Source organism: Rhizobacter sp. P3_C12 (assembly GCF_056402735.1).
On sequence record NZ_JBFUGW010000114.1, the window covers coordinates 1 to 19,833 of the forward strand.

Below are 19,833 nucleotides of genomic sequence, written 5' to 3' on the forward strand. Positions count from 1 at the left end.
TTCTCGCGCGGCGCGCTGGCGTCGATCGGCGGCGGGCGCGAGGCCTTGTTCCTGTCGGGCACCGCCAGCATCGTCGGGCACCAGACGCTGCACGCCGGCGACGTGGCCCGGCAGACCGAGGAGACGCTCGCGAACGTCGCCGCGGTGGTCGACGCGGCCAACGCGCTGAGCATGATCGGGCCGCGGGCGCACCGTGTCGACACGCTGGCCTGCACCGTCTACGTCCGCCATGCGCGCGACCTGCCGGTGGTGCGCGAGGTGCTGGCGCAGCGCCTGGGTGCCGAGGCGCCGGCGCTGCGCAACGCCATCTACCTGCGCGCCGACGTGTGCCGCGCCGACCTGCTGGTCGAGGTCGAGGCGCACGGCATCGCGTCGGCCGCGGAGCCGTCGCCCCCATGATCCGGCGCGGCTGGCAGCTCGCGTGCTTCTACCTGCTGCTGCTCGGGCTGGGCCTGGCCTCGCTCGGCTGGAACCTGATCGCGGCGCTGATGCTGCCGCTGGTGCCGCGGCAGCGGGCGCAGGCCATCGGGCGGCACGTGGTGGCGAGTTCGTACCGCGTGTTCTGGAACCTCGCGGTCGGGTTCGGGCTGATGGAGGTCGACAGCCAGGCGCTCGATCGCCTGAATGACGATGCGACCGGGCTGGTGGTGGTGGCCAACCACCCGAGCATGGTCGATGCGCTGCTGATCGTCGCGCGGCTGCAGCGCGGCGTGTGCATCATGAAGGGCGACCTGATGCGCAGCGTGTTCCTCGGGGCCGGTGCGCGGCTGGCGCGCTACATCCCGAACGATTCGCCGCGCACGATGCTGCGGCATGCGATCGCGAACCTGCGTGATGGCTCGCAGCTGGTGATGTTCCCCGAGGGCACGCGCACCGCGGCCGGCGAGACGTTGAACCGCTTCCGCCCGGGCGTGACGGCGATCGCGCACAAGGCCGGCGTGCCGATCCAGACGGTGTTCATCGAGACCGAGTCGCCGTACCTGCGCAAGGGCTGGCCGATCTGGCGCGTGCCGCCGTTTCCGATGGCGTTCCGGCTGCGGCTGGGCGAGCGCTTCGAGCCGCGGGAGGGTGCGGCGCTGCCGCTGGACGAGCTGGAAACGTATTTCAGGAAAGAGCTGACGTGAGCGCAACCCGGCATGCGGTGCTGATCCCGAGCTACAACACCGGCGCGACGGTGTACGAGACGGTGCGTGCGGCGCGCGCGCAGTGGTCGCCGGTGTGGGTGGTGGTGGACGGCAGCACCGACGGCACGGCCGAGGGGCTGCAGCGCCTGGCCGAGGCCGATGCGCAGCTGCGCGTGATCGTGCTGCCGCGCAACCAGGGCAAGGGGGCTGCGGTGCTGGCCGGGCTGCAGGCGGCGCGCGAGGCGGGTTTCACGCATGTGCTGACGATGGATTCGGACGGGCAGCACCCGGCCGGGCTGATCCCGCAGTTCATGGCGCGGTCGGTGGAGCACCCTGATGCGATGGTGCTGGGCAAGCCGGTGTTCGATGCATCGGCGCCGCTGCTGCGGGTGCGCGGGCGGCGCATCTCGAACGGCTGGACCGACCTGGAGACGCTGAACGCCGGCATCGGCGATTCGCTGTACGGCTTCCGCGTGTACCCGATCGAGCCGCTGATGGCGGTGATGAAGCGCCAGCCGTGGATGCGGCGCTTCGATTTCGATACCGAGGCGGTGGTGCGGCTTGCGTGGCGCGGCGTCGCGCCGATCAACCTGCCGGCGCCGGTGAAGTACCTGACGGCGGAGGAGGGCGGCGTCTCGCACTTCCGCTACGGGCGCGACAACGCGCTGCTGACGTGGATGCATGCGCGGCTGATGCTGGAGTTCCTGCTGCGGCTGCCGGTGCTGGTGTGGCGGCGTGCGAGGCGCTTGCCGCCGTTTCAGTACCGCCCTTAGAGGCAAGTCACTCCGCGGCGACGTTGGCGCGGAAGGCGCGTGCTGCGCACGCGGGCCATGAAACCAGCCAGCTCCGGCGCCCCGGCTTTATTGGCGCTCCACAGCCTCCCCGCACGCGCCTTCGGGCCACCACCCTGCTCCTTCGACTGTGACAAGCGAACAAATGAGGGTGACAACCCCGGGATCAGCCTCTACGAAGCGCTGAGGTACAGCCCCGCCATCACCACGGCGCCACCGATCAGGGCGCCGCTGGTCGGCACTTCGCCGAGCATTGCCAGTGCGAACACCGCGGCGAATACCGGCTCTGCCAGTTCCAACGTCTGCACGCGGCCTGGCGAGATGTCCTGGATCGCGCGTGTCGTGCAGACGAAGCCGAGCACGGTCGGAAAGATCGCCAGCAGCACGAGCAGCAGCACGGCTGTCGCGCTCCACTGCGCCTGGGCAAGGTTGTCCGGCTGGATGGCGATGCCGAGGTAGAGGCTGCCGAAGAACAGCAGGCGTGTCGTCAGCGCGAAGCCGCCCTGCAGCCCGAGCTTCTTGACGAGCACCGAGAAGATGCCGTAGCCGGTGCCGGCGATGGCGGCGAGCAGCAGGCCTTGCAGATCACCACCGAGGTTCGCGCCGCAAATCAGTGCGACACCCACCACCGCGACCAGCAGGCCGAGGACCTGCCGGCGCCTGGGCCGGTCACCCAGCACCGGCCAGCCCAGGGCCATCGCCGAGAATGCCGCGCAGGCCATCAGCATCACGACGACATTGGCGGCCGACTGATGCGCATACGCGGCCGTCTCGAAGTGGAACAGCACGAAGATGCCGAAGAACGCGCACAGGCCGGCCTGCAGCCAGCTGCCGCGCAATTGCCGAGGTGCCTGCACCAGCACGATGCCCAGCAGGATCACGAAGCCGATGACGGTCTTGAGCCCTGCGATGCTGCTCGGCGCAAAGCCCAGCGCGACGAGCGTCTTGGTCAGCACGCCGATGCTGGCGTTGAGCGCGGCAGCGGCGAGGGCGTAGAGGATGCCTTTGTGGTGGTCTGTCATATGGCTGGACGTGCGTTGCAGGAGCCTGCCCGGGTGACAACCCGGGCTCCATCCCCACTTGTTCGCTTGTCACCTCCCTAAAGAGCGGTGGTGCCCAAAGGCGCGTGCGGGGAGGCTGTGGAGCGCCAATAAAGCCGGGGCGCCGGAGCTGGCTGGTTTCATGGCCCGCGCGCGCCAGCGCGCTTCGTGCACTGACTGTCGCCGACTGTTTGACCACAACGAACGAAGTGAGTGGAGGGAGTTTCGGCGACGGGCCATGAAACCAGTCAGCGCAGGGCAGTCTTCGCCCCGAGAGGGGCGAAGACCGCACCGGCCGGCGAGCCACAGCCTCCCCGCACGCGCCTTTGCCTCGCCGACGCGTCAGCACTCCACGATGTTCACCGCCAACCCGCCGCGCGCCGTTTCCTTGTACTTCGTCATCATGTCCGCGCCGGTGTCGCGCATCGTCTTGATGACCTTGTCGAGGCTCACGTGGTGCGTGCCGTCGCCGCGCATCGCCATGCGCGCCGCGTTGATCGCCTTCACCGATGCGATCGCGTTGCGTTCGATGCACGGGATCTGCACCAGCCCGCCGACCGGGTCGCAAGTGAGACCCAGGTGGTGCTCCATGCCGATCTCGGCCGCGTTCTCCACCTGCTCCGGCGTGCCGCCCAGCACCGCGCACAGCGCGCCAGCGGCCATCGAGCACGCGACGCCGACCTCGCCCTGGCAGCCCACCTCGGCGCCGCTGATCGACGCGTTCTCCTTGTAGAGGATGCCGATCGCCGCCGCCGTCAGCAGGAAGTCGATGATGCCGGCCGGCGTGGCCCCCGCGACGAAGCGCGCGTAGTAGTGCAGCACCGCCGGCACGATGCCGGCCGCACCGTTGGTCGGCGCCGTCACGACGCGCCCGCCGGCCGCGTTCTCTTCATTCACCGCGAGCGCGTACAGGTTCACCCAATCGAGCACCTGCAGCGGGTCGCGCAGCGCCGCCTCGGGGTTCGACGACAGCTGCCGGTGCAGGTCGGCCGCGCGCCGCCGCACCTTGAAGCCGCCGGGCAGCACGCCGTCGGTGCGCGAGCCGCGCGCCACGCAGTCCTGCATCACCTGCCAGATGTGCAACAGGCCGGCGTCGATCTCGTCGTCGGTGCGCCAGTGCCGTTCGTTGCGCCGCATGATCTGCGCGATGCTGCAGCGCTCGCGCGCGGCGATCGTCAGCAGGTCRGCGCCCGAATGGAAGGGCAGCGGCAGCACCGTGGTGTCCGGCGCCAGCACCTTCTGCTTGCTGCCGTCGGCCGCCAGCTCTTCGCTGACGACAAAGCCGCCGCCCACCGAGTAGTAGGTGCGCGCCGCGAGTTCGCCACCCTCGGTGTCGTACGCGACGAAGCGCATGCCGTTGGCGTGGAAGGGCAGCGTCTGCCGGCGGAAGAAGACCAGGTCGGTCTTCTCGTTGAACGTGATCGCGTGCTCGCCCAGCAGCTGCAGCTGCTTGCCGCTGCGAATGGCGTCGAGGTGGGCCGGGATCGCATCGGGATCGACGCGGTCCGGCTCGTGCCCCGCGAGCCCGAGCAGCACCGCCTTGTCGCTGCCATGCCCCTTGCCGGTCGCGCCGAGCGAGCCGTACAGCTCGGCCAGCACGCGTGCCACACGGGGCAGCAGGCCGTCGTGCTGCAGGCGCAGCGCGAACAGCCGCGCTGCGCGCATCGGCCCCACCGTGTGCGAGCTCGATGGGCCGATGCCGATCTTGAACAGGTCGAAGACCGATACGGCCATGGCGCGCTTTCAGGTGGGGGGATCAGCTGTAGTCGGACAGCGGGGGGCAGCTGCAGAACAGGTTGCGATCGCCGTAGACGTTGTCCACGCGACCCACCGGCGACCAGTACTTCTGCTTCTTCAGGCTCTTGAGCGGGAAGGCCGCTTCCTCGCGCGAATACGCATGCGGCCACTCCGCCTTCATCAGCGCGCCGGTGGTGTGCGGCGCGGCCTTCAGCGGGTTGTCGTCCTGCGGCCACTGCCCCTGCTCGACCTTGCGGATCTCCTCGCGGATCGCGATCATCGCGTCGCAGAAGCGGTCCAGCTCGACCAGCGGTTCGCTCTCGGTCGGCTCCACCATCAGCGTGCCGGCCACCGGGAAGCTCAGCGTCGGCGCATGGAAGCCGTAGTCGATCAGGCGCTTCGCGACATCCTCGGCGCTGACGCCCGAGGTCTCCTTCAGCGGGCGCAGGTCGAGAATGCACTCGTGCGCCACGCCGCCGCCCTTCACGCCGGCGATGTTGCCGCTGTAATGGATGTCGTAGTGGTCGGCCAGGCGTGCGGCCACGTAGTTGGCGCTGAGGATCGCCGTCTCGGTCGCGGCCTGCAGGCCTTCCGAGCCCATCATGCGCACGTACATCCAGCTGATCGGCAGCACGGCCGCATTGCCCAACGGTGCGGCCGAGACCGCGCCCACCTGGGAGTCGGTGCCGATGCCCGCCGCGCGGTGCGCCGGCAGGAAAGGCACCAGGTCGGCCGCCACGCACACCGGGCCGACGCCCGGCCCGCCGCCGCCGTGCGGGATGCAGAAGGTCTTGTGCAGGTTCAGGTGGCTCACATCGCCGCCGAACTCACCCGGCGCGGCGATGCCGACCAGCGCGTTCATGTTGGCGCCGTCCACGTACACCCGCCCGCCGTGCTCGTGCACCAGTGCGCACAGCTCCTTCACGCGCGTCTCGAACACGCCGTAGGTGGAAGGGTAGGTGATCATCACGCAGGCGAGGTTCGCGCTGTGCTGCTCGCACTTGGCCTTCAGGTCGGCGAGGTCGACGTTGCCGTCGGCATCGCACTTCGTGACCACCACCTGCAGCCCCACCATCTGCGCGCTGGCCGGGTTGGTGCCGTGCGCCGATTCGGGGATCAGGCAGATGTTGCGGTGGCCCTCGCCACGCGACTTGTGGAAGGCCTTGATCACCAGCAGCCCGGCGTACTCGCCCTGCGAGCCGGCATTGGGCTGCAGGCTGATGCCGGCATAGCCGGTGGCCTGGCACAGCCAGTCGCGCAGCTGCTGGTCGAGCAGCGCGTAGCCGGCCAGCTGGTCAAGCGGTGCGAACGGGTGCACGTTCGCGAACTCCGGCCAGGTGATCGGGATCATCTCGCTGGTCGCGTTCAGCTTCATCGTGCACGAGCCGAGCGGGATCATGCTGCGGTCGAGCGCGAGATCCTTGTCGGACAGGCTGCGGATGTAGCGCAGCATCTCGGTCTCGCTGTGGTGCGTGTTGAACACCGGATGCGACAGGAAGGCGCTGCGGCGCGCCAGCTCGGCCGGCACCAGCGCGGCCACGCCCTTCTCGCTGCGCGCCCACAGCGCGGCGCTGTCGAGCGGGCGGGACGGCACGATGCGCAGCAGCGCGTCGATGTCGCCGCGCGTGGTGGTTTCGTCCAGCGAGATGCCGACGCTCGCGGCCGAGGCGCGGCGCAGGTTGAACCCCGATTCGCGCGCGGCCTGCAGCACGGCCTCGGTGCGGCCGCCGGTCCGCACCTCGAGCGTGTCGAACGCGCTCTCGTGCGCCAGCGTGCAGCCGGCTTCCTTCAGGCCGGCCGCCAGCACAGCGGTGTAGCTGGCGACGCGGCCGGCGATGCGTTTCAGGCCTTGCGGCCCGTGGTACACGGCGTACATGCTCGCGATCACCGCCGGCAGCACCTGCGCGGTGCAGATGTTCGACGTGGCCTTCTCGCGGCGGATGTGCTGCTCGCGCGTCTGCAGCGCGAGGCGGTAGGCCGGGTTGCCGTGCACGTCGACGCTGACGCCGACCAGCCGGCCGGGCATCGAGCGCTTGAACTCGTCCTTGGTCGCCATGTAGGCGGCGTGCGGGCCGCCGTTGCCCATCGGCATGCCGAAGCGCTGCGTGTTGCCGACCGCGATGTCGGCACCCATCTCGCCAGGGGGCGTGATCAGCGTCAGCGCCAGCAGGTCGGCGGCGACGATCGCGAGGCCGCCGGCCGCATGCACCGCGGCGATCACCGGCGCCAGGTCCTGCACGACGCCGTTGACGCCGGGGTACTGGAACAGCGCGCCGAAGGGCTTGTCCTTGGCCGCATCGGCGGCCGGGCCGGTGACGACCGCGAGGCCGAGCGGCTCGGCGCGCGTGCGCACCACCTCGAGCGTCTGCGGCAGCACGTCGTCGGCGACGAAGAAGGTGGTGCTCTTGCTCTTGCCCACGCGCAGCGCGAGCGTCATCGCCTCGGCGGCGGCGGTGGCTTCGTCGAGCATCGACGAGCCGGCGATCGCCAGCCCCGTCAGCTCGCAGACCATGGTCTGGAAGTTGACGAGCGCCTCCATGCGGCCCTGCGAGATCTCGGCCTGGTAGGGCGTGTAGGCGGTGTACCAGGCCGKGTTCTCGAGGATGTTGCGCAGGATGACGCCGGGCGTCAGGGTGCCGTGGTAGCCCTGGCCGATGAAGCTCTTCAGCACCTGGTTGCGCGCGGCGATGCCCTTCAGCTCGGCGAGCGCCTGCGCCTCGGTCAGCGCGGCGGGCAGCTGCATCGGCACCGGGCGGGCAATGGCGCGCGGCACGATCGCGTCGATCAGCGCGCGGCGCGATGCGGCGCCGATGGCAGACAGCATGTGCCGTTCGTCCGCCTCCTCGATCCCGATGTGGCGGGCGACGAATTCGGTGGCGTTCTCGAGGGCGCCCAGGGGCGTGGCGGCGGACATCAACATGGCAGTTCCGTGTGAAGAGAGGGTCGGCAAGGTCGTAGCCCGGATGTCAATCCGGGACTCGCGGCAAGCCTCAGGCGTTCTTGACGAGCTCGTCGTAGGCGGGTTGGTCCATCAACTGGTCGAACTCGCCCATGTCGGTGACGTGCACCTTGAAGAACCAGCCGTTGCCCAGCGGATCGCTGTTGGCGAGCGACGGGTCGGCGCGCAGCGCCTCGTTGACCTCGACGATCTCGCCGGCCACCGGCATGTACAGGTCGGCGGCGGCCTTCACCGATTCGACGACGCCGGCGACCTCGCCCTTCTTGAAGGTGCGGCCGACTTCCGGCAGGYCGACGAAGACCACGTCGCCCAGCGCATCCTGCGCGTGGAGCGTGATGCYGACGGTGGCGGCCTCGTGGTCTTCGATGTTGATCCACTCGTGGTCGGGGGTGTACATGGTCGTCATCGGGGTCTCCTTGGGAACGAGGTCAAAGGGGTTGAAAGGAAATCAGCCACGGAAGTACCGGTGCGGCGAGAACGGCATCGGCGCGACGCGCATCGGCTGCCGCTTGCCGCGCACCTCGGCGAACACCTCGTGGTGCGGCAGCGCGTGGTTGCCGGCGAGGTAGGCCATCGCGATCGGCTGGTTGACGCTGGGCGACAGCGTGCCGCTGGTCACGTGGCCGAGCTTGTGGCCCTGGCCGTCGACGATGGTGGCGCCTTCGCGCACCGGCACGCGCTCGAGGCCGAGCAGGCCGACGCGCTTGTTCGTCGGGCCGTGGGCGAACTGCCCGTCGATCACGCTGGCACCGGGGTAGCCGCCGGCGCGCGCGCCACCGGCGCGGCGCACCTTCTGGATCGCCCAGGTGAGGCCGGCCTCGACCGGCGTGGTCTTCTCGTCGATGTCGTGGCCGTACAGGCACAGGCCGGCTTCCAGGCGCAGCGTGTCGCGCGCGCCGAGGCCGCAGGGCTTGACCTCGGGCTGGGCGAGCAGCGCGCGGGCCAGCGATTCGGCCTGGTCGGCGGCGACCGAGATCTCGAAGCCGTCTTCGCCGGTGTAGCCGGAGCGGGTCACGAAGCAGTCGGCGCCGGCCAGCGTCAGCGCGCGGCCGGTCATGAAGGTGAGGGTGGCGGCATCGGCATTCAGGCGGGCCAGCGCCTTCACGGCCTGCGGGCCCTGCAGCGCGAGCAGCGCGCGCTCGGGCAGCGGCTGCACGGTGCACTTGTGGGCGATGTGGGTCACCAGGTGCTTGATGTCGGCGTCCTTGCAGGCGGCGTTGACGATGACGAGCAGGTCGTTCTCGCGGCGCGTGATCATCAGGTCGTCGAGGATGCCGCCGCTGGTGTTGGTGAAGAAGCCGTAGCGCTGCTTGCCGACGGCGAGGTCGACGATGTCGACGGGCACCAGCGATTCGAGGGCCTTGGCGGCGTCGGGGCCGACCAGGCGGACCTGGCCCATGTGGGAGACGTCGAACAGCGAGGCGGCGCTGCGGCAGTGCTTGTGCTCGGCGATGATGCCGCCGGGGTAGTTCACCGGCATTTCGTAGCCGGCGAAGGGCACCATCTTGGCGCCGAGTTCGAGGTGAAGTGCGTGGAGGGGGGTCTTGAGCAGGGGGCTGTTCGTTGACGAGGACAGCGGCAGGTCGAGTGCGGACATGGTCTTCTCCGAGGGCATTCACCGGTCCAACGTGTCGCCATGCCGGCCGACGCGTTGGGGATGCCCTCTCTGTCYGCTTTACCTGAGAGATTGGCGGCCCCCGGATCCCGGTTGACCGCTTGCCCCTTCGGTGGACTCACTCGGGGTGAGCCTCTCTCCAGCGAGGAACGCCCCTCGCGGGGCGCTTGCCAGTCCTTTTGCCTGAGCGTTCGAGCCGGCATCGCTGCCGGACCTGCGCCTTCGGCGGCTTCGCTTGGAAGCTCTCTCCTGGCGGCGCGAGTTTAGCTCGGAAAGAGAGGGCGTCGCCTGCGCGGCGACCGATCGTCGATCTCTAAGGCGATGCAGAGCCTTTGGTAAGGCAACTTTGCATTACGATGACGACCTACCGAGCGATTTGAGGTACCGCCATGAGCACATTGACCGTCACAACCCGAGGCCAGGTGACGTTTCGGAAAGAGGTTCTGCAGCATCTGGGCATCCAGCCCGGCGAGAAGATCGAGGTGGACTTGCTGCCCGATGGCCGGATCGAATTGAAGGCGGCACGGCCGACGGGATCCATCGAAGGCTTTCTCGGATTGCTCGCAGGCAAGACCCGCAAAGTGGCCACGATCGACGAGATCAATCAGGCCGCAGCCGCTGGCTGGTCCGGCAAGAAATGAGGATCGGCGTCGACACGAACGTTCTGGTGCGGGGCGTCGTTCGCGATGACCTGAAACAGGCGCGTATTGCCGACAAGGTGCTGACCGAAGCATCGCTGATCGCGGTGTCGCTGCCGTGCCTTTGCGAGTTCGTCTGGGTGCTGCGCAAGGTCTATCGCTTCGACGACGCCTCGATCGCCTCGGCCATCCGGGCACTGGTGGCCACAGAGAAGGTGGCGGTGAACCGGCCTGCCGTCGAGGCAGGTCTTGCAGTTCTGGAGGCCGGCGGCGATTTCGCGGACGGCATCATGGCCTACGAGGGCAGTTGGTTGGGTGCGGAAACCTTCGTGTCGTTCGACAAGCAAGCGGTGTCGTTGCTCGCCCGACAAGGGCACACCGTGCAGTTGCTCTGATTCACGCGAGAAGCTTGGCGCCATCCACTTTGGCCGCCTTCTTGTCGAAGGTCCACAGCGGCTCCTCACCGGCCTGCGCGGCCAGGGCAGCAACTGCGACAGGGTGCTGATGAAGTCGGGCTTGGCGACCTGGAAGTTCGATCGCAGCACCCACTCCAACTCCAGCGCGACGGTGACCGGCACGAACAGCGGGCGCCCTTCGCGCGCGCACTCGTCCAGCAACTTCATGACGATGGCGAATTGCGAGTCTTCGTCCTGGATGAGGTAGCGGATCAGGACGTTGGTGTCGATCGCGGCCATCAGCGCCAGGGGTTCATGTCGTCGATGCTGACCCGCTTGCCCTTCGGCGCCTTCAGCATGCCGGCCATGTCGCGCAGCGAACGCGTCTTGGCGCGCACGATGAGACTGCCGTCGGGCATCAGGTGCCACACGAGCCGCGTGCCGGCGACGGCCCCGAGTCGCTCGCGGATCTCGGCCGGAACCGTGGTCTGGCCCTTGGAGGTGATGGTGGATTCCGTCACGGGGACTCCTTACAAGTCTTCGCAGTGTAAGGCTGGCGAGCCGGGCAAGGCAGATGCTGATTTCGCGAGTCTGCCTTCGGTRCTGGGGCACATGAAGGCGGGCGCTGCTGACCGTCACAAGCCGAGGCCGGGTCACGTGGTGCGCGAGTTCGGCGGAACGATTTCACGTGCCGTGGTACTCATCCGCATGGTCAATCACACGTGAACATGAAATCAGCATCAAACAGGCATCTCATCGTGTCCGGCAAGCATTTTCTCGGAAATCATGGTGATGTCAATCATATTGAAAAAAGCAACGTGCCCGCTCAAGGTAAGGGTCGATTTTTCGAGAAGGTGGAGTTCTCGGTGGCACCTCATTTGATGGGTGTCAGTCCTGATCGAATGAAATTCGATTTTTCTTCATGGAGTGCCAATTCTCAGAAAGGCACTTTGGTCATGATGGTGAGGCATGGGCAAACGCCTTCAAATCTCCAAGGAAAAATAATAGGTTCAGAAGTTCCGGACGAGGATTTGACGGAAAAAGGAATCGCTGATGCGAATGCTCTTGCTTCAGGTATACGGCGATTGCAGGAGCAGAAAAAAATAAGCATTTCATCTGTTCACTGCTCTCCTTTGGCGCGCGCCTTTCATACTGGAGAAATCATCGGCCGAAAAACAGATTCAAATATTCAAGTCAATGAAGGATTAAAGGAAATCAACTGGGGGGGATGCTTCAGGGTATTCCGACAAGACTCGCAGCGAACAATGGGGAAATCAAGAGGATAATTTGATGCGTGAGTATCCGCAACTGCTGGAGCTCTGGGATCATCTTCCTGCCATTCCGGGTGCGGAAAAATACAATGTGCTACTCGAAAGGGTTTTGCTCGAGGTGAATCTGATCGTAGAAAATTCTTCCCGGAACGAAAGAGAGGTGCTTCTCGTCAATCACGGCCGGGTAATCAATACCCTTATGAGGAAGTGCATTCTGGAGGCGGATGATTCAAATAGAACAGAAGGAGCTGATAGAAACAAGGTCCCGTATGCGGACAACTGCGACATGGCAGTTTTTCTATATGACGCGTCCGAGCAAGCGCCTGAACTTGTATTTCAGGGCCTGGCTCAGCTGTCCTCAAAGGACTCCACAACCTGAGAGGGGGCGGCTCGGGCCTTTGTTGTCGCGCCGTCAACGTGATGACGCAGAGACGGGCTGTGTGACCCAGCCCGCATGCCACCCGCCACCCATCGCCTGGATCAACCCGATCGCCGCCAGCTGCTGGTCCACCTGCAGCTGCACCAGCGCCCGCCGCGCGCTCAGCGCTGACGACTGCGCACTCGCCACCTCCAGGTAGCTGACCTGCCCGGCGCGGTACCGGTTCAGCGTCTGCACCTCGGTGTCGTCGGCCGCCTTTGACGCCTGCTGCCGCAGCGGCGATTGCTCGGCCAGCATCCGCACCAGCGACAGCTGGTCCTCCACCGCCTGCAGCGCCGCGAGCGTCGTCTGCCGGTAGAGCGCGACAGCCACATCGCGGCTCGCCTCGGCGCCTTCCACGCGCGCCCGCGTCGCGCCGGCGTCGAAGATCGTCTGCGCCACCGACACGCCGAGCGACCACAGGGTCTGGCTCGCGTTGAACAGCTGACTCGCCGCGCTGCTCTGCTGCCCGATCGAGCCGCTCAGCGACAGGCTCGGGAAGTACGCGCTGCGCGCGATGCCGATCTGCGCGTTCGCCGAAGCCACGCTGCGCTCCGCACCGGCAATGTCCGGCCGGCGCTGCAGCAGCTCCGACGGCACCACCAGCGGCACCGCCGRCACCGTCATCTGCCACGCGGCCGGCGGCAGCGAGAACTGCACCGGCGCCTTGCCGACCAGCACCGCGATCGCATGCTCCAGCACCGCGCGCTGGCGGCGCAGCGCCGCCAGGTCGGCCTGCGCGTTCGCGAGCTGCGTCTGCGCTTGCAGCAGGTCGCTCTTCGGTGCGACACCGGCGTCGTAGCGGTTCTGCGTGATCGTCTGYGAGCGCGTGAAACTCTCGACCGTGCGCGTCACGACGTCGATCTCGGCATCGGCCTCGCGCAGCGAGAAATAGGTGCTGGCGAGCGTCGCCTGCGCCGACAGCCGCGCCGATGCCAGGTCGGCCTCGCTCGCCTGCGCGCCGGCCGTCGCGGCGTCGACACCGGCTTCGAGCTTGCCCCACAGCGGCGCCTCCCAGCTCGCGCCCAGGCCCACCTGGTAGGTGTTGCCGGTGGAGGTTCGCGCGCTACCGCCGGAGCGCGTCGCACCGCCGCTCAGGCTGACGTTCGGGAAGAACGAGGCCCGCGCCTGCTTCACCAGCGATTGCGATTGCGCGTAGCCGGCCACCGCCGCCGCGATGTTCTGGTTCGACACCTCGACCTGGCCGGCCAGCGTGTTCAGCGTCTCGTCGCCGAACAGCGTCCACCACGGCCCGCGGTCGAGCGCATCGGCCGGCGCCGCCGGCAGCCAGCCTTCGGCCGCGGCCGGCACTTCCTTGTAGCCCGCGGGCAACGCGGTGTCAGGCACCTGGTAGCGCGGGGTCACCGAGCAGCCGGCCAGCAGCAAGGCCACAGCAAGAGGAGTCAGTCGTGAAGTCATGCGTGCAGCGCAGCGTCAGTGCCGCGGCTCAGGTGGCGCTCGTCGGCGCCACGGCGGCGCAGCTTGTCGAGCAGGAGGTAGACGACCGGCGTCGTCAGCAGGGTCAGCAGCTGGCTCGCGATCAGCCCGCCGATGATGGCCACGCCCAGCGGCTGGCGCAGCTCGGAGCCCTCGCCGAAGCCGATCGCCAGCGGCAGCGCGCCGAGGCCCGCGGCCAGCGTCGTCATCAGGATCGGGCGGAAGCGCAGCAGGCAGGCCTCGCGCACCGCCTCGAGCGGCGACAGCCCGCGCGAGCGCTCGGCCTCGAGCGCGAAGTCGATGATCAGGATCGCGTTCTTCTTGACGATGCCGATCAGCAGGAACACGCCGATCAGCGCGATGATCGAGAACTCCATGCGGAACATCAGCAGCGCCAGCACCGCGCCGACGCCGGCCGACGGCAGCGTCGACAGCACCGTCACCGGGTGCACCAGGCTCTCGTACAGCACGCCCAGCACGATGTAGATCACGACGATCGCCGCCAGGATCAAGAGCGGCTGCTGCGCCTGCGAATCCTGGAAACCGCGCGCCGTGCCCGCAAAGCTGCCGCGCACATTGRCCGGCATCGCGATGTCGGCCTCGGCCTGCTTCACCGCCGCCTGCGCGTCCGACAGGCTCACGCCCTCGGGCAGGTTGAACGACACCGTGGTCGCGAGTTCGCCGTCCTGGTGGTTGATCGAGGTCGGCGTCGCGCTCTCGCTGAAGCGCGCGAGCGCCTGCAGCGGCACCATCGTGTTCGCGGTGTTGGAGAGCGCCGAGCCGCCCGAGGCGTCGCGCAGCGCCGGGTTCACCGACAGCGTCGCGGTGGTCGCCGCGCCGGTGCCGGCCTTGCGCGGGATGTACACGTCGTTCAGCGAGGTCGGGCTGCGCGTCAGGCTGCGCGCCGCCTCCATCACGACGTGGTACTGGTTCAGCTCGTCGTAGATGGTGGCCACCTGGCGCTGGCCGAAGCTGTCGTACAGCGCGTTGTCGACATCGCGCGTCGTGATGCCCAGCCGCGCCGCGGTCGCCTTGTCGATGTCGACGAAGCTCTGCACGCCGTTGTCCTGCTGGTTGGTGTCGACGTCGGCCAGCTCTTCCTTGGTGCGCATCTGGTCGGCCAGCTTCAGCGCCCAGCTGCGCAGGTCGGCGATGTTGTCGCTCTTCAGCGTGTACTGGTAGGTCGAGTTGCTCGATCGCCCGCCGGCCCGCAGGTCCTGCACCGGGTTCAGGAACAGCTGCACGCCGGTCACGGTGGCCAGCTGCGGGCGCAGCCGCGCGATCACCGCCTGGCCGCCGTCCTTGCGCTGGCCGACCGGTTTCAGGTTGATGAACATGAAGCCGCCGCCGGCGCGCCCGCCGCCGGTGAAGCCGACCACCGTGTCGACCGCCGGGTCGGCATGGATGATGTCGACCAGCTGCTTCAGCTTGCCCTGCAGCGCCTCGAACGAGATGCTCTGGTCGGCCGCGAGGCCGCCGTTCAGCTGCCCGTTGTCCTGCTGCGGGAAGAAGCCCTTCGGCGTCGCCTTGAAGAGGTACACGTTCAGGCCGATCACCGCCAGCAGGATCAGCATCACCAGCGCCTTGCTGTGCAGCGCCCAGTCGAGGCTGTGCTCGTAGCCGCGCAGCACGCCGGCGAACACGCGCTCCGAGAAACGGGCCAGCCGGCCCGGCGGCTTGCGCACCGGGCCGCCCGGCTTCAGCAGCCAGGCGCACATCATCGGCGTGGTGGTCAGCGAGATCACCAGCGAGATCAGCACCGCCACCGACAGCGTCACCGCGAACTCGCGGAACAGCCGGCCGATCTGCCCGCTCATGAACAGCAGCGGGATGAACACCGCCACCAGCGACAGGCTGATCGACAGCACCGTGAAGCCGACCTCGCGCGCGCCGAGCAGCGCTGCCTCGAWGCGGTCCATGCCGGACTCGATGTGGCGGCTGGTGTTCTCCAGCACCACGATCGCATCGTCGACGACGAAGCCGGTGGCCACCGTCAGCGCCATCAGGCTCAGGTTGTTCAGGCTGTAGCCCAGCAGGTACATCACGCCGAAGGTGCCGAGCAGCGACACCACGGTGGCGACCGCCGGCACGATGGTCGCGCGCAGGCTGCGCAGGAACACGCTGACCACCACCACCACCAGCAGCACCGAGATCACCAGCGTGCCCTCGATCTCGCGCAGCGACGCGCGGATCGAGTTGGTGCTGTCGGAGGCCACCTGCAGCTCGATGTCGCTCGGCAGCTGCGCGCGCAGCTCGGGCAGCAGCGCCCGCACGCCGTCGACCGTCTCGATCACGTTGGCGCCGGGCTGGCGTGTCAGCAGCACGATCACCGCCGGCTGGCCGTTGAACAGGCCCAGCGTGCGCACGTTCTCGACGCCGTCGCTCACCTTGGCCACGTCCGAGAGCCGCACCGCCGAGTTGTTGCGCCAGGCCACCACCAGCCCGCGGTAGTCGGCCGCGCTGCGCCCGGGCGGCGGCGTGTAGATCTGCATGCGGCGCTCGCCGTCCTCGATCGCGCCCTTGGGCCGGTTCGCGTTCGAGGCCTGGATGGCAGCACGCACATCCTCGGAGCTGACGCCGAAGCGGTTCAGCGCGAACGGCAGCAGCTCGACGCGCACGGCGGGCAGCGAGCCGCCGCCGAGCTCGACGTCGCCGACGCCGTCGACCTGCGCGAGCTTCTGCTGCACGATGTTCGACACCGCGTCGTAGATCTGCCCCGGCGTGCGGGTCTTCGAAGTGAGCGCGAGGATGATGATCGGCGCGTCCGACGGGTTCGCCTTGCGGTAGGTCGGGTTGCTGCGCAGCGTGGACGGCAGGTCGGCGCGCGATGCGTTGATCGCCGCCTGCACCTCGCGCGCCGCGCCGTCGATGTTGCGGCTCAGGTCGAACTGCAGCGTCACGCGGGCCGAGCCGCTCGAGCTCGACGAGGTCATCTCGTTGACGCCGGCGATGGTGCCCAGGTGCCGCTCCAGCGGCGTGGCGACGCTGCTGGCCATCGTGTCGGGGCTCGCGCCGGGCAGCGAGGCGCTGACCGAGATGGTCGGGAAATCCACCTGCGGCAGCGGCGCCACCGGCAGCACGAAGAACGCGCCRATGCCGGCCAGCGCCATGCCGATGGTCAGCAGCACGGTCGCGATCGGCCGCGTGACGAAGGGCCTGGAGAGGTTCATCCCGCCGCTCCGTCAGGGATGGCGCCGGCGCGCCGCACGCGCCGGCCCAGCCGGTCGAAGCCGAGGTAGATCACCGGCGTCGTGAACAGCGTCAGCACCTGGCTCACGATCAGCCCGCCGAAGATCGACAGCCCGAGCGGCATGCGCAGCTCGGAGCCTTCGCCGCCGCCGAACATCAGCGGCAGCGCGGCGAACAGCGCCGCCAGCGTCGTCATCAGGATCGGCCGGAAGCGCAGCAGCGCGGCCTGGTGGATGGCCTCGCGCGGCGACTTGCCCTGGTGGCGCTCGGCATCGATCGCGAAGTCGATCATCATGATCGCGTTCTTCTTGACGATGCCGATCAGCAGGATGATGCCGATGATGCCGATCACGCCCAGGTCGTTGCCCGACAGCATCAACGCGAGCAGCGCGCCGACGCCCGCCGATGGCAGCGTCGACAAAATCGTCAGCGGGTGGATGTAGCTCTCGTACAGCACGCCCAGCACGATGTACACGCACACCAGCGCCGCGAGGATCAGCCACAGCTCGTTGGCGAGCGAGGCCTGGTAGGCGCCGGCCGCGCCGAGGAAGGTCATCGTGACGGAGGGGGGCAGCGCGATGTCCTTCGCGGCCTGCCGGATCGCGTCGACCGCATGGCCGAGCGATTCGCCGCTCGCGGTGTCGAAGCCGAGCGTCGTCGCCGGGTACTGCGCGACGTGCGTGATCTGCAGCGGCGCCGGCTTCTCTCGGATGGTGGCGATCGCCGACAGCGGCGTCGCCTCGCCCGAGCTGGTGCGCAGGTTCAAGAGGCCCAGCGTCTGCGCGCTGTTCACCAGGCCGGGCTGCGCCTCGAGGATCACGCGGTACTGGTTGGTCTCGGTGAAGATCGTCGAGACGATGCGCTGGCCGAACGCGCTGTACAGCGCGTCGTCGATGGCGCTGGCGGTGATGCCCAGGCGCGATGCGGTGTCGCGGTCGATGTCGATGTAGGCCGACATGCCCTGCGCGCCGGCATCGGTGACGATGTTGCGCACCTGCTTCACGGTGCGCAGCTGGTCGGCCAGCTTGTGCGCCCATTCGGCGACGATGTCGCTGCTGACGCCTTCGAGCGACACGCGGTATTCGGTGGGGCCGGATTCGGCGTCGATCGTCAGGTCCTGCGTGGGCTGCAGGTACAGCGTGACGCCGGCCACCTTCTGCACCCGCTCGCGCAGCCGATCCATGATCTGCGCCTGCGTGCCGCTGCGCTGGCCGCGCAGGTTGATCAGCATGCTGCCGGTGTTCAGCATCGTGTTGTTGGCCGCGTCGACGCCGGTGAACGAGCTGAGGCTCGCGACATCCGGGTCGGCCAGCACGGCTTGCGCGGCCTGCTGCTGCAGGGCGGCCATTCGGCTGTACGAGACGTCCTGCGCGGCTTCGAGCCGGGCTTTGAGCTGGCCGGTGTCCTGGGTCGGGAACAGGCCCTTCGGGATCACCAGGTACAGCACGACGGTCAGCGCGAGCGTCGCGGCGGCCACCAGCAGCGTGAGCGCCTGGCGGTCGAGCACCCAGGTGAGCCAGACGTCGTACTGGGCGATCACGCGATCGAACAGGCGTTGTGTCGCGGCACCGAAGCCCGTCGCCGTCTTCGGATCCTCGTGCTGGGTGAGCCAACGGCCGGACATCATCGGCACCAGCGTCAGCGACACCACCGCCGAGATCAGGATCGTGATCGCGAGCGTCACCGCGAACTCGCGGAACAGCCGGCCCACCACGTCGCCCATGAACAGCAGCGGGATCAGCACCGCGATCAGCGAGACGGTCAGCGAGATGATCGTGAAGCCGATCTGCGTCGCGCCCTTCAGCGCTGCCTGCATCGGCGGCTCGCCTTCCTCGATGTAGCGGGCGATGTTCTCGATCATCACGATCGCGTCGTCGACGACGAAGCCGGTCGCGATGGTCAGCGCCATCAGGCTCAGGTTGTTCAGGCTGTAGCCCAGCAGGTACATCACGCCGAAGGTGCCGATCAGCGAGATCGGCACCGCCAGGCTCGCGATCACGGTGGCGCGCACGCTGTGCAGGAACGCGAAGATCACGATCACCACCAGCACCACGGCCAGCAGCAGTTCGAACTCCACGTGCTTGACCGACGCGCGGATGCCGGTGGTGCGGTCGCTGAGGACGTTGACGCTGACGCTCGGCGGCAGCCCGGCCTGCAGTTCGGGCAGGCGCGCCTTGATGCCGTCGACGGTGGCGATCACGTTGGCGCCGGGCTGGCGCTGCACGTTCAGGATGATCGCAGGCACCAGCGGGCGCGCATCGGGGTGGGCCGCGCACTCGGCGCAGTCGATGCCGGCCCAGGCGCCCAGGCGCACGTTCTCGGCGCTGTTGACGACCTGGGCCACGTCGGCGATGCGCACCGGCGCGTTGTTGCGCCACGCGACCACCAGCGACTTGTAGTCGTCCACCGTCAGCAGCTGGTCGTTGGCATTGATGCTGTAGGTGCGGGTCGGGCCGTCGAAGCTGCCCTTGGCGCTGTTCGCGTTGGCGCCGGTGATGGCGGTGCGCAAGGTGTCGATGCCGATGCCGTACGACGCGAGGGCCTGCGTGTCGGCCTGGATGCGCACGGCAGGGCGCTGGCCGCCGCTCAGCGACACGAGGCCGACGCCGCTGACCTGCGACATCTTCTGCGCGAGCCGCGTGTTGACGAGGTTCTGCACCTCGGTGAGCGGCAGCGAGTCGGAGGTGATCGCGAGCGTCAGCACCGGCGCATCGGCCGGGTTGACCTTGGCGTAGACCGGCGGCGCCGGCAGGTCGGCCGGCAGCAGCGAGCCGCCGGCGTTGATGGCGGCCTGCACTTCCTGCTCGGCGACGTCGAGCGTCTGGCCGAGCGAGAACTGCAGCGTGACGATCGAGACGCCGGCGGCGCTCGACGAACTCATGCGCTGCAGGCCCGGCATCTGGCCGAACTGCTTCTCGAGCGGCGCGGTGACGGTGTTCGTCATCACCTCGGGGCTGGCGCCGGGGTAGAGCGTCTGCACCTGGATGGTCGGGTAGTCGACCTGCGGCAGCGCGGCCAGCGGCAGGAACTTGAAGCCCACCAGGCCGGCGAGCACGATGGCGACCATCAGCAGCGAGGTCGCTACCGGTCTTTCAATGAACGGGCGGGAGGGGTTCATGACCGTCCCGGCTTACTGCTGTTCGGCTTGTTCGCGGCGTTGGCGGCGCCGTTCGCCCCAGGGCGCGGACGCGCCCGAGGCGAAGCCGGCCGGGGCCGAGG

At 68.3% G+C, this 19,833-nt stretch carries 17 protein-coding genes and 2 riboswitches; of the genes, 7 read left to right on the plus strand and 10 right to left on the minus strand.

Translation table 11 applies throughout. The annotated features are described in order from the left end of the window. The 3 genes from AC1DXV_RS18160 to AC1DXV_RS18170 all read left to right on the plus strand — a co-directional run. A partial coding sequence (locus AC1DXV_RS18160) for a RidA family protein (protein ID WP_477934825.1) occupies positions 1-399 on the plus strand: 399 nt, incomplete at its 5' end. Then, positions 396-1,124, plus strand: coding sequence for a lysophospholipid acyltransferase family protein (locus tag AC1DXV_RS18165; protein WP_477871974.1), 729 nt, complete (start codon positions 396-398; stop codon positions 1,122-1,124). The genes AC1DXV_RS18160 and AC1DXV_RS18165, both read left to right, overlap by 4 nt. Next, on the plus strand, positions 1,121-1,897 hold the full coding sequence (locus tag AC1DXV_RS18170) for a glycosyltransferase family 2 protein (protein ID WP_477934827.1): 777 nt from the start codon (positions 1,121-1,123) through the stop codon (positions 1,895-1,897). Before AC1DXV_RS18165 ends, AC1DXV_RS18170 begins: the two co-directional genes overlap by 4 nt. A 191-nt stretch (positions 1,898-2,088) precedes the next feature. Here the strand turns inward: AC1DXV_RS18170 and AC1DXV_RS18175 are convergent, their stop codons facing one another. From AC1DXV_RS18175 to gcvT, 5 genes are all read right to left on the minus strand, one after another. Then, complete coding sequence (locus AC1DXV_RS18175; RefSeq protein WP_477871978.1) at positions 2,089-2,937, minus strand: DMT family transporter; 849 nt, start codon at positions 2,935-2,937, stop codon at positions 2,089-2,091. Positions 2,938-3,297: 360 nt separating this feature from the next. Continuing rightward, positions 3,298-4,689, minus strand: a complete 1,392-nt coding sequence (locus tag AC1DXV_RS18180; protein WP_477934829.1) for an L-serine ammonia-lyase — start codon at positions 4,687-4,689, stop codon at positions 3,298-3,300. 22 nt (positions 4,690-4,711) lie between these two features. After that, complete coding sequence (gcvP, locus tag AC1DXV_RS18185) at positions 4,712-7,612, minus strand: aminomethyl-transferring glycine dehydrogenase (RefSeq protein WP_477934831.1); 2,901 nt, start codon at positions 7,610-7,612, stop codon at positions 4,712-4,714. Positions 7,613-7,682: 70 nt separating this feature from the next. After that, positions 7,683-8,057, minus strand: a complete 375-nt coding sequence (gene gcvH, locus AC1DXV_RS18190) for a glycine cleavage system protein GcvH (protein ID WP_477934833.1) — start codon at positions 8,055-8,057, stop codon at positions 7,683-7,685. A 42-nt stretch (positions 8,058-8,099) separates the two neighbouring features. After that, the gene (gene gcvT, locus AC1DXV_RS18195; protein WP_477934835.1) at positions 8,100-9,248 is read right to left on the minus strand and encodes a glycine cleavage system aminomethyltransferase GcvT; all 1,149 of its coding nucleotides are present in this window, start codon (positions 9,246-9,248) and stop codon (positions 8,100-8,102) included. 59 nt (positions 9,249-9,307) lie between these two features. After that, positions 9,308-9,419, minus strand: a riboswitch (glycine riboswitch). Between the two features lie 16 nt (positions 9,420-9,435). Next, positions 9,436-9,520, minus strand: a riboswitch (glycine riboswitch). Positions 9,521-9,655: 135 nt separating this feature from the next. Between gcvT and AC1DXV_RS18200 the strand changes: the two genes are divergently transcribed. Then, positions 9,656-9,907 carry an AbrB/MazE/SpoVT family DNA-binding domain-containing protein gene (locus AC1DXV_RS18200; RefSeq protein WP_477873728.1) on the plus strand — a complete coding sequence of 84 codons (252 nt, stop codon included), beginning with the start codon at positions 9,656-9,658 and terminating at the stop codon, positions 9,905-9,907. Next, positions 9,904-10,299, plus strand: coding sequence for a type II toxin-antitoxin system VapC family toxin (locus AC1DXV_RS18205; protein ID WP_477873729.1), 396 nt, complete (start codon positions 9,904-9,906; stop codon positions 10,297-10,299). The genes AC1DXV_RS18200 and AC1DXV_RS18205 overlap by 4 nt, the downstream gene beginning before the upstream one ends. A gap of 1 nt (position 10,300) precedes the next feature. Here AC1DXV_RS18205 and AC1DXV_RS18210 read toward each other — a convergent pair whose 3' ends face one another. Both AC1DXV_RS18210 and AC1DXV_RS18215 read right to left on the minus strand, forming a co-directional pair. Continuing rightward, entirely contained in the window at positions 10,301-10,453 is a 153-nt protein-coding gene (locus AC1DXV_RS18210; protein ID WP_477873730.1) for a hypothetical protein, read from the minus strand. A 145-nt stretch (positions 10,454-10,598) separates the two neighbouring features. Next, complete coding sequence (locus AC1DXV_RS18215) at positions 10,599-10,820, minus strand: AbrB/MazE/SpoVT family DNA-binding domain-containing protein (protein ID WP_169667539.1); 222 nt, start codon at positions 10,818-10,820, stop codon at positions 10,599-10,601. A gap of 207 nt (positions 10,821-11,027) precedes the next feature. Here AC1DXV_RS18215 and AC1DXV_RS18220 point away from each other — a divergent pair, with 207 nt between their 5' ends. Together AC1DXV_RS18220 and AC1DXV_RS18225 are read left to right on the plus strand one after the other, a co-directional pair. After that, complete coding sequence (locus tag AC1DXV_RS18220) at positions 11,028-11,585, plus strand: histidine phosphatase family protein (RefSeq protein ID WP_477934843.1); 558 nt, start codon at positions 11,028-11,030, stop codon at positions 11,583-11,585. A gap of 4 nt (positions 11,586-11,589) precedes the next feature. Further along, positions 11,590-11,949 carry a histidine phosphatase family protein gene (locus tag AC1DXV_RS18225; RefSeq protein ID WP_477870540.1) on the plus strand — a complete coding sequence of 120 codons (360 nt, stop codon included), beginning with the start codon at positions 11,590-11,592 and terminating at the stop codon, positions 11,947-11,949. A gap of 33 nt (positions 11,950-11,982) precedes the next feature. Here AC1DXV_RS18225 and AC1DXV_RS18230 read toward each other — a convergent pair whose 3' ends face one another. From AC1DXV_RS18230 to AC1DXV_RS18240, 3 genes are read right to left on the minus strand one after another with little or no spacing between them, the layout of a single operon-like run. After that, positions 11,983-13,407, minus strand: coding sequence for an efflux transporter outer membrane subunit (locus AC1DXV_RS18230; RefSeq protein WP_477934837.1), 1,425 nt, complete (start codon positions 13,405-13,407; stop codon positions 11,983-11,985). Then, positions 13,404-16,595 carry an efflux RND transporter permease subunit gene (locus AC1DXV_RS18235; RefSeq protein ID WP_477934839.1) on the minus strand — a complete coding sequence of 1,064 codons (3,192 nt, stop codon included), beginning with the start codon at positions 16,593-16,595 and terminating at the stop codon, positions 13,404-13,406. The genes AC1DXV_RS18230 and AC1DXV_RS18235 overlap by 4 nt, the downstream gene beginning before the upstream one ends. Further along, on the minus strand, positions 16,592-19,732 hold the full coding sequence (locus AC1DXV_RS18240) for an efflux RND transporter permease subunit (protein ID WP_477934841.1): 3,141 nt from the start codon (positions 19,730-19,732) through the stop codon (positions 16,592-16,594). Before AC1DXV_RS18240 ends, AC1DXV_RS18235 begins: the two co-directional genes overlap by 4 nt. Between the last annotated feature and the right edge of the window lie 101 nt (positions 19,733-19,833).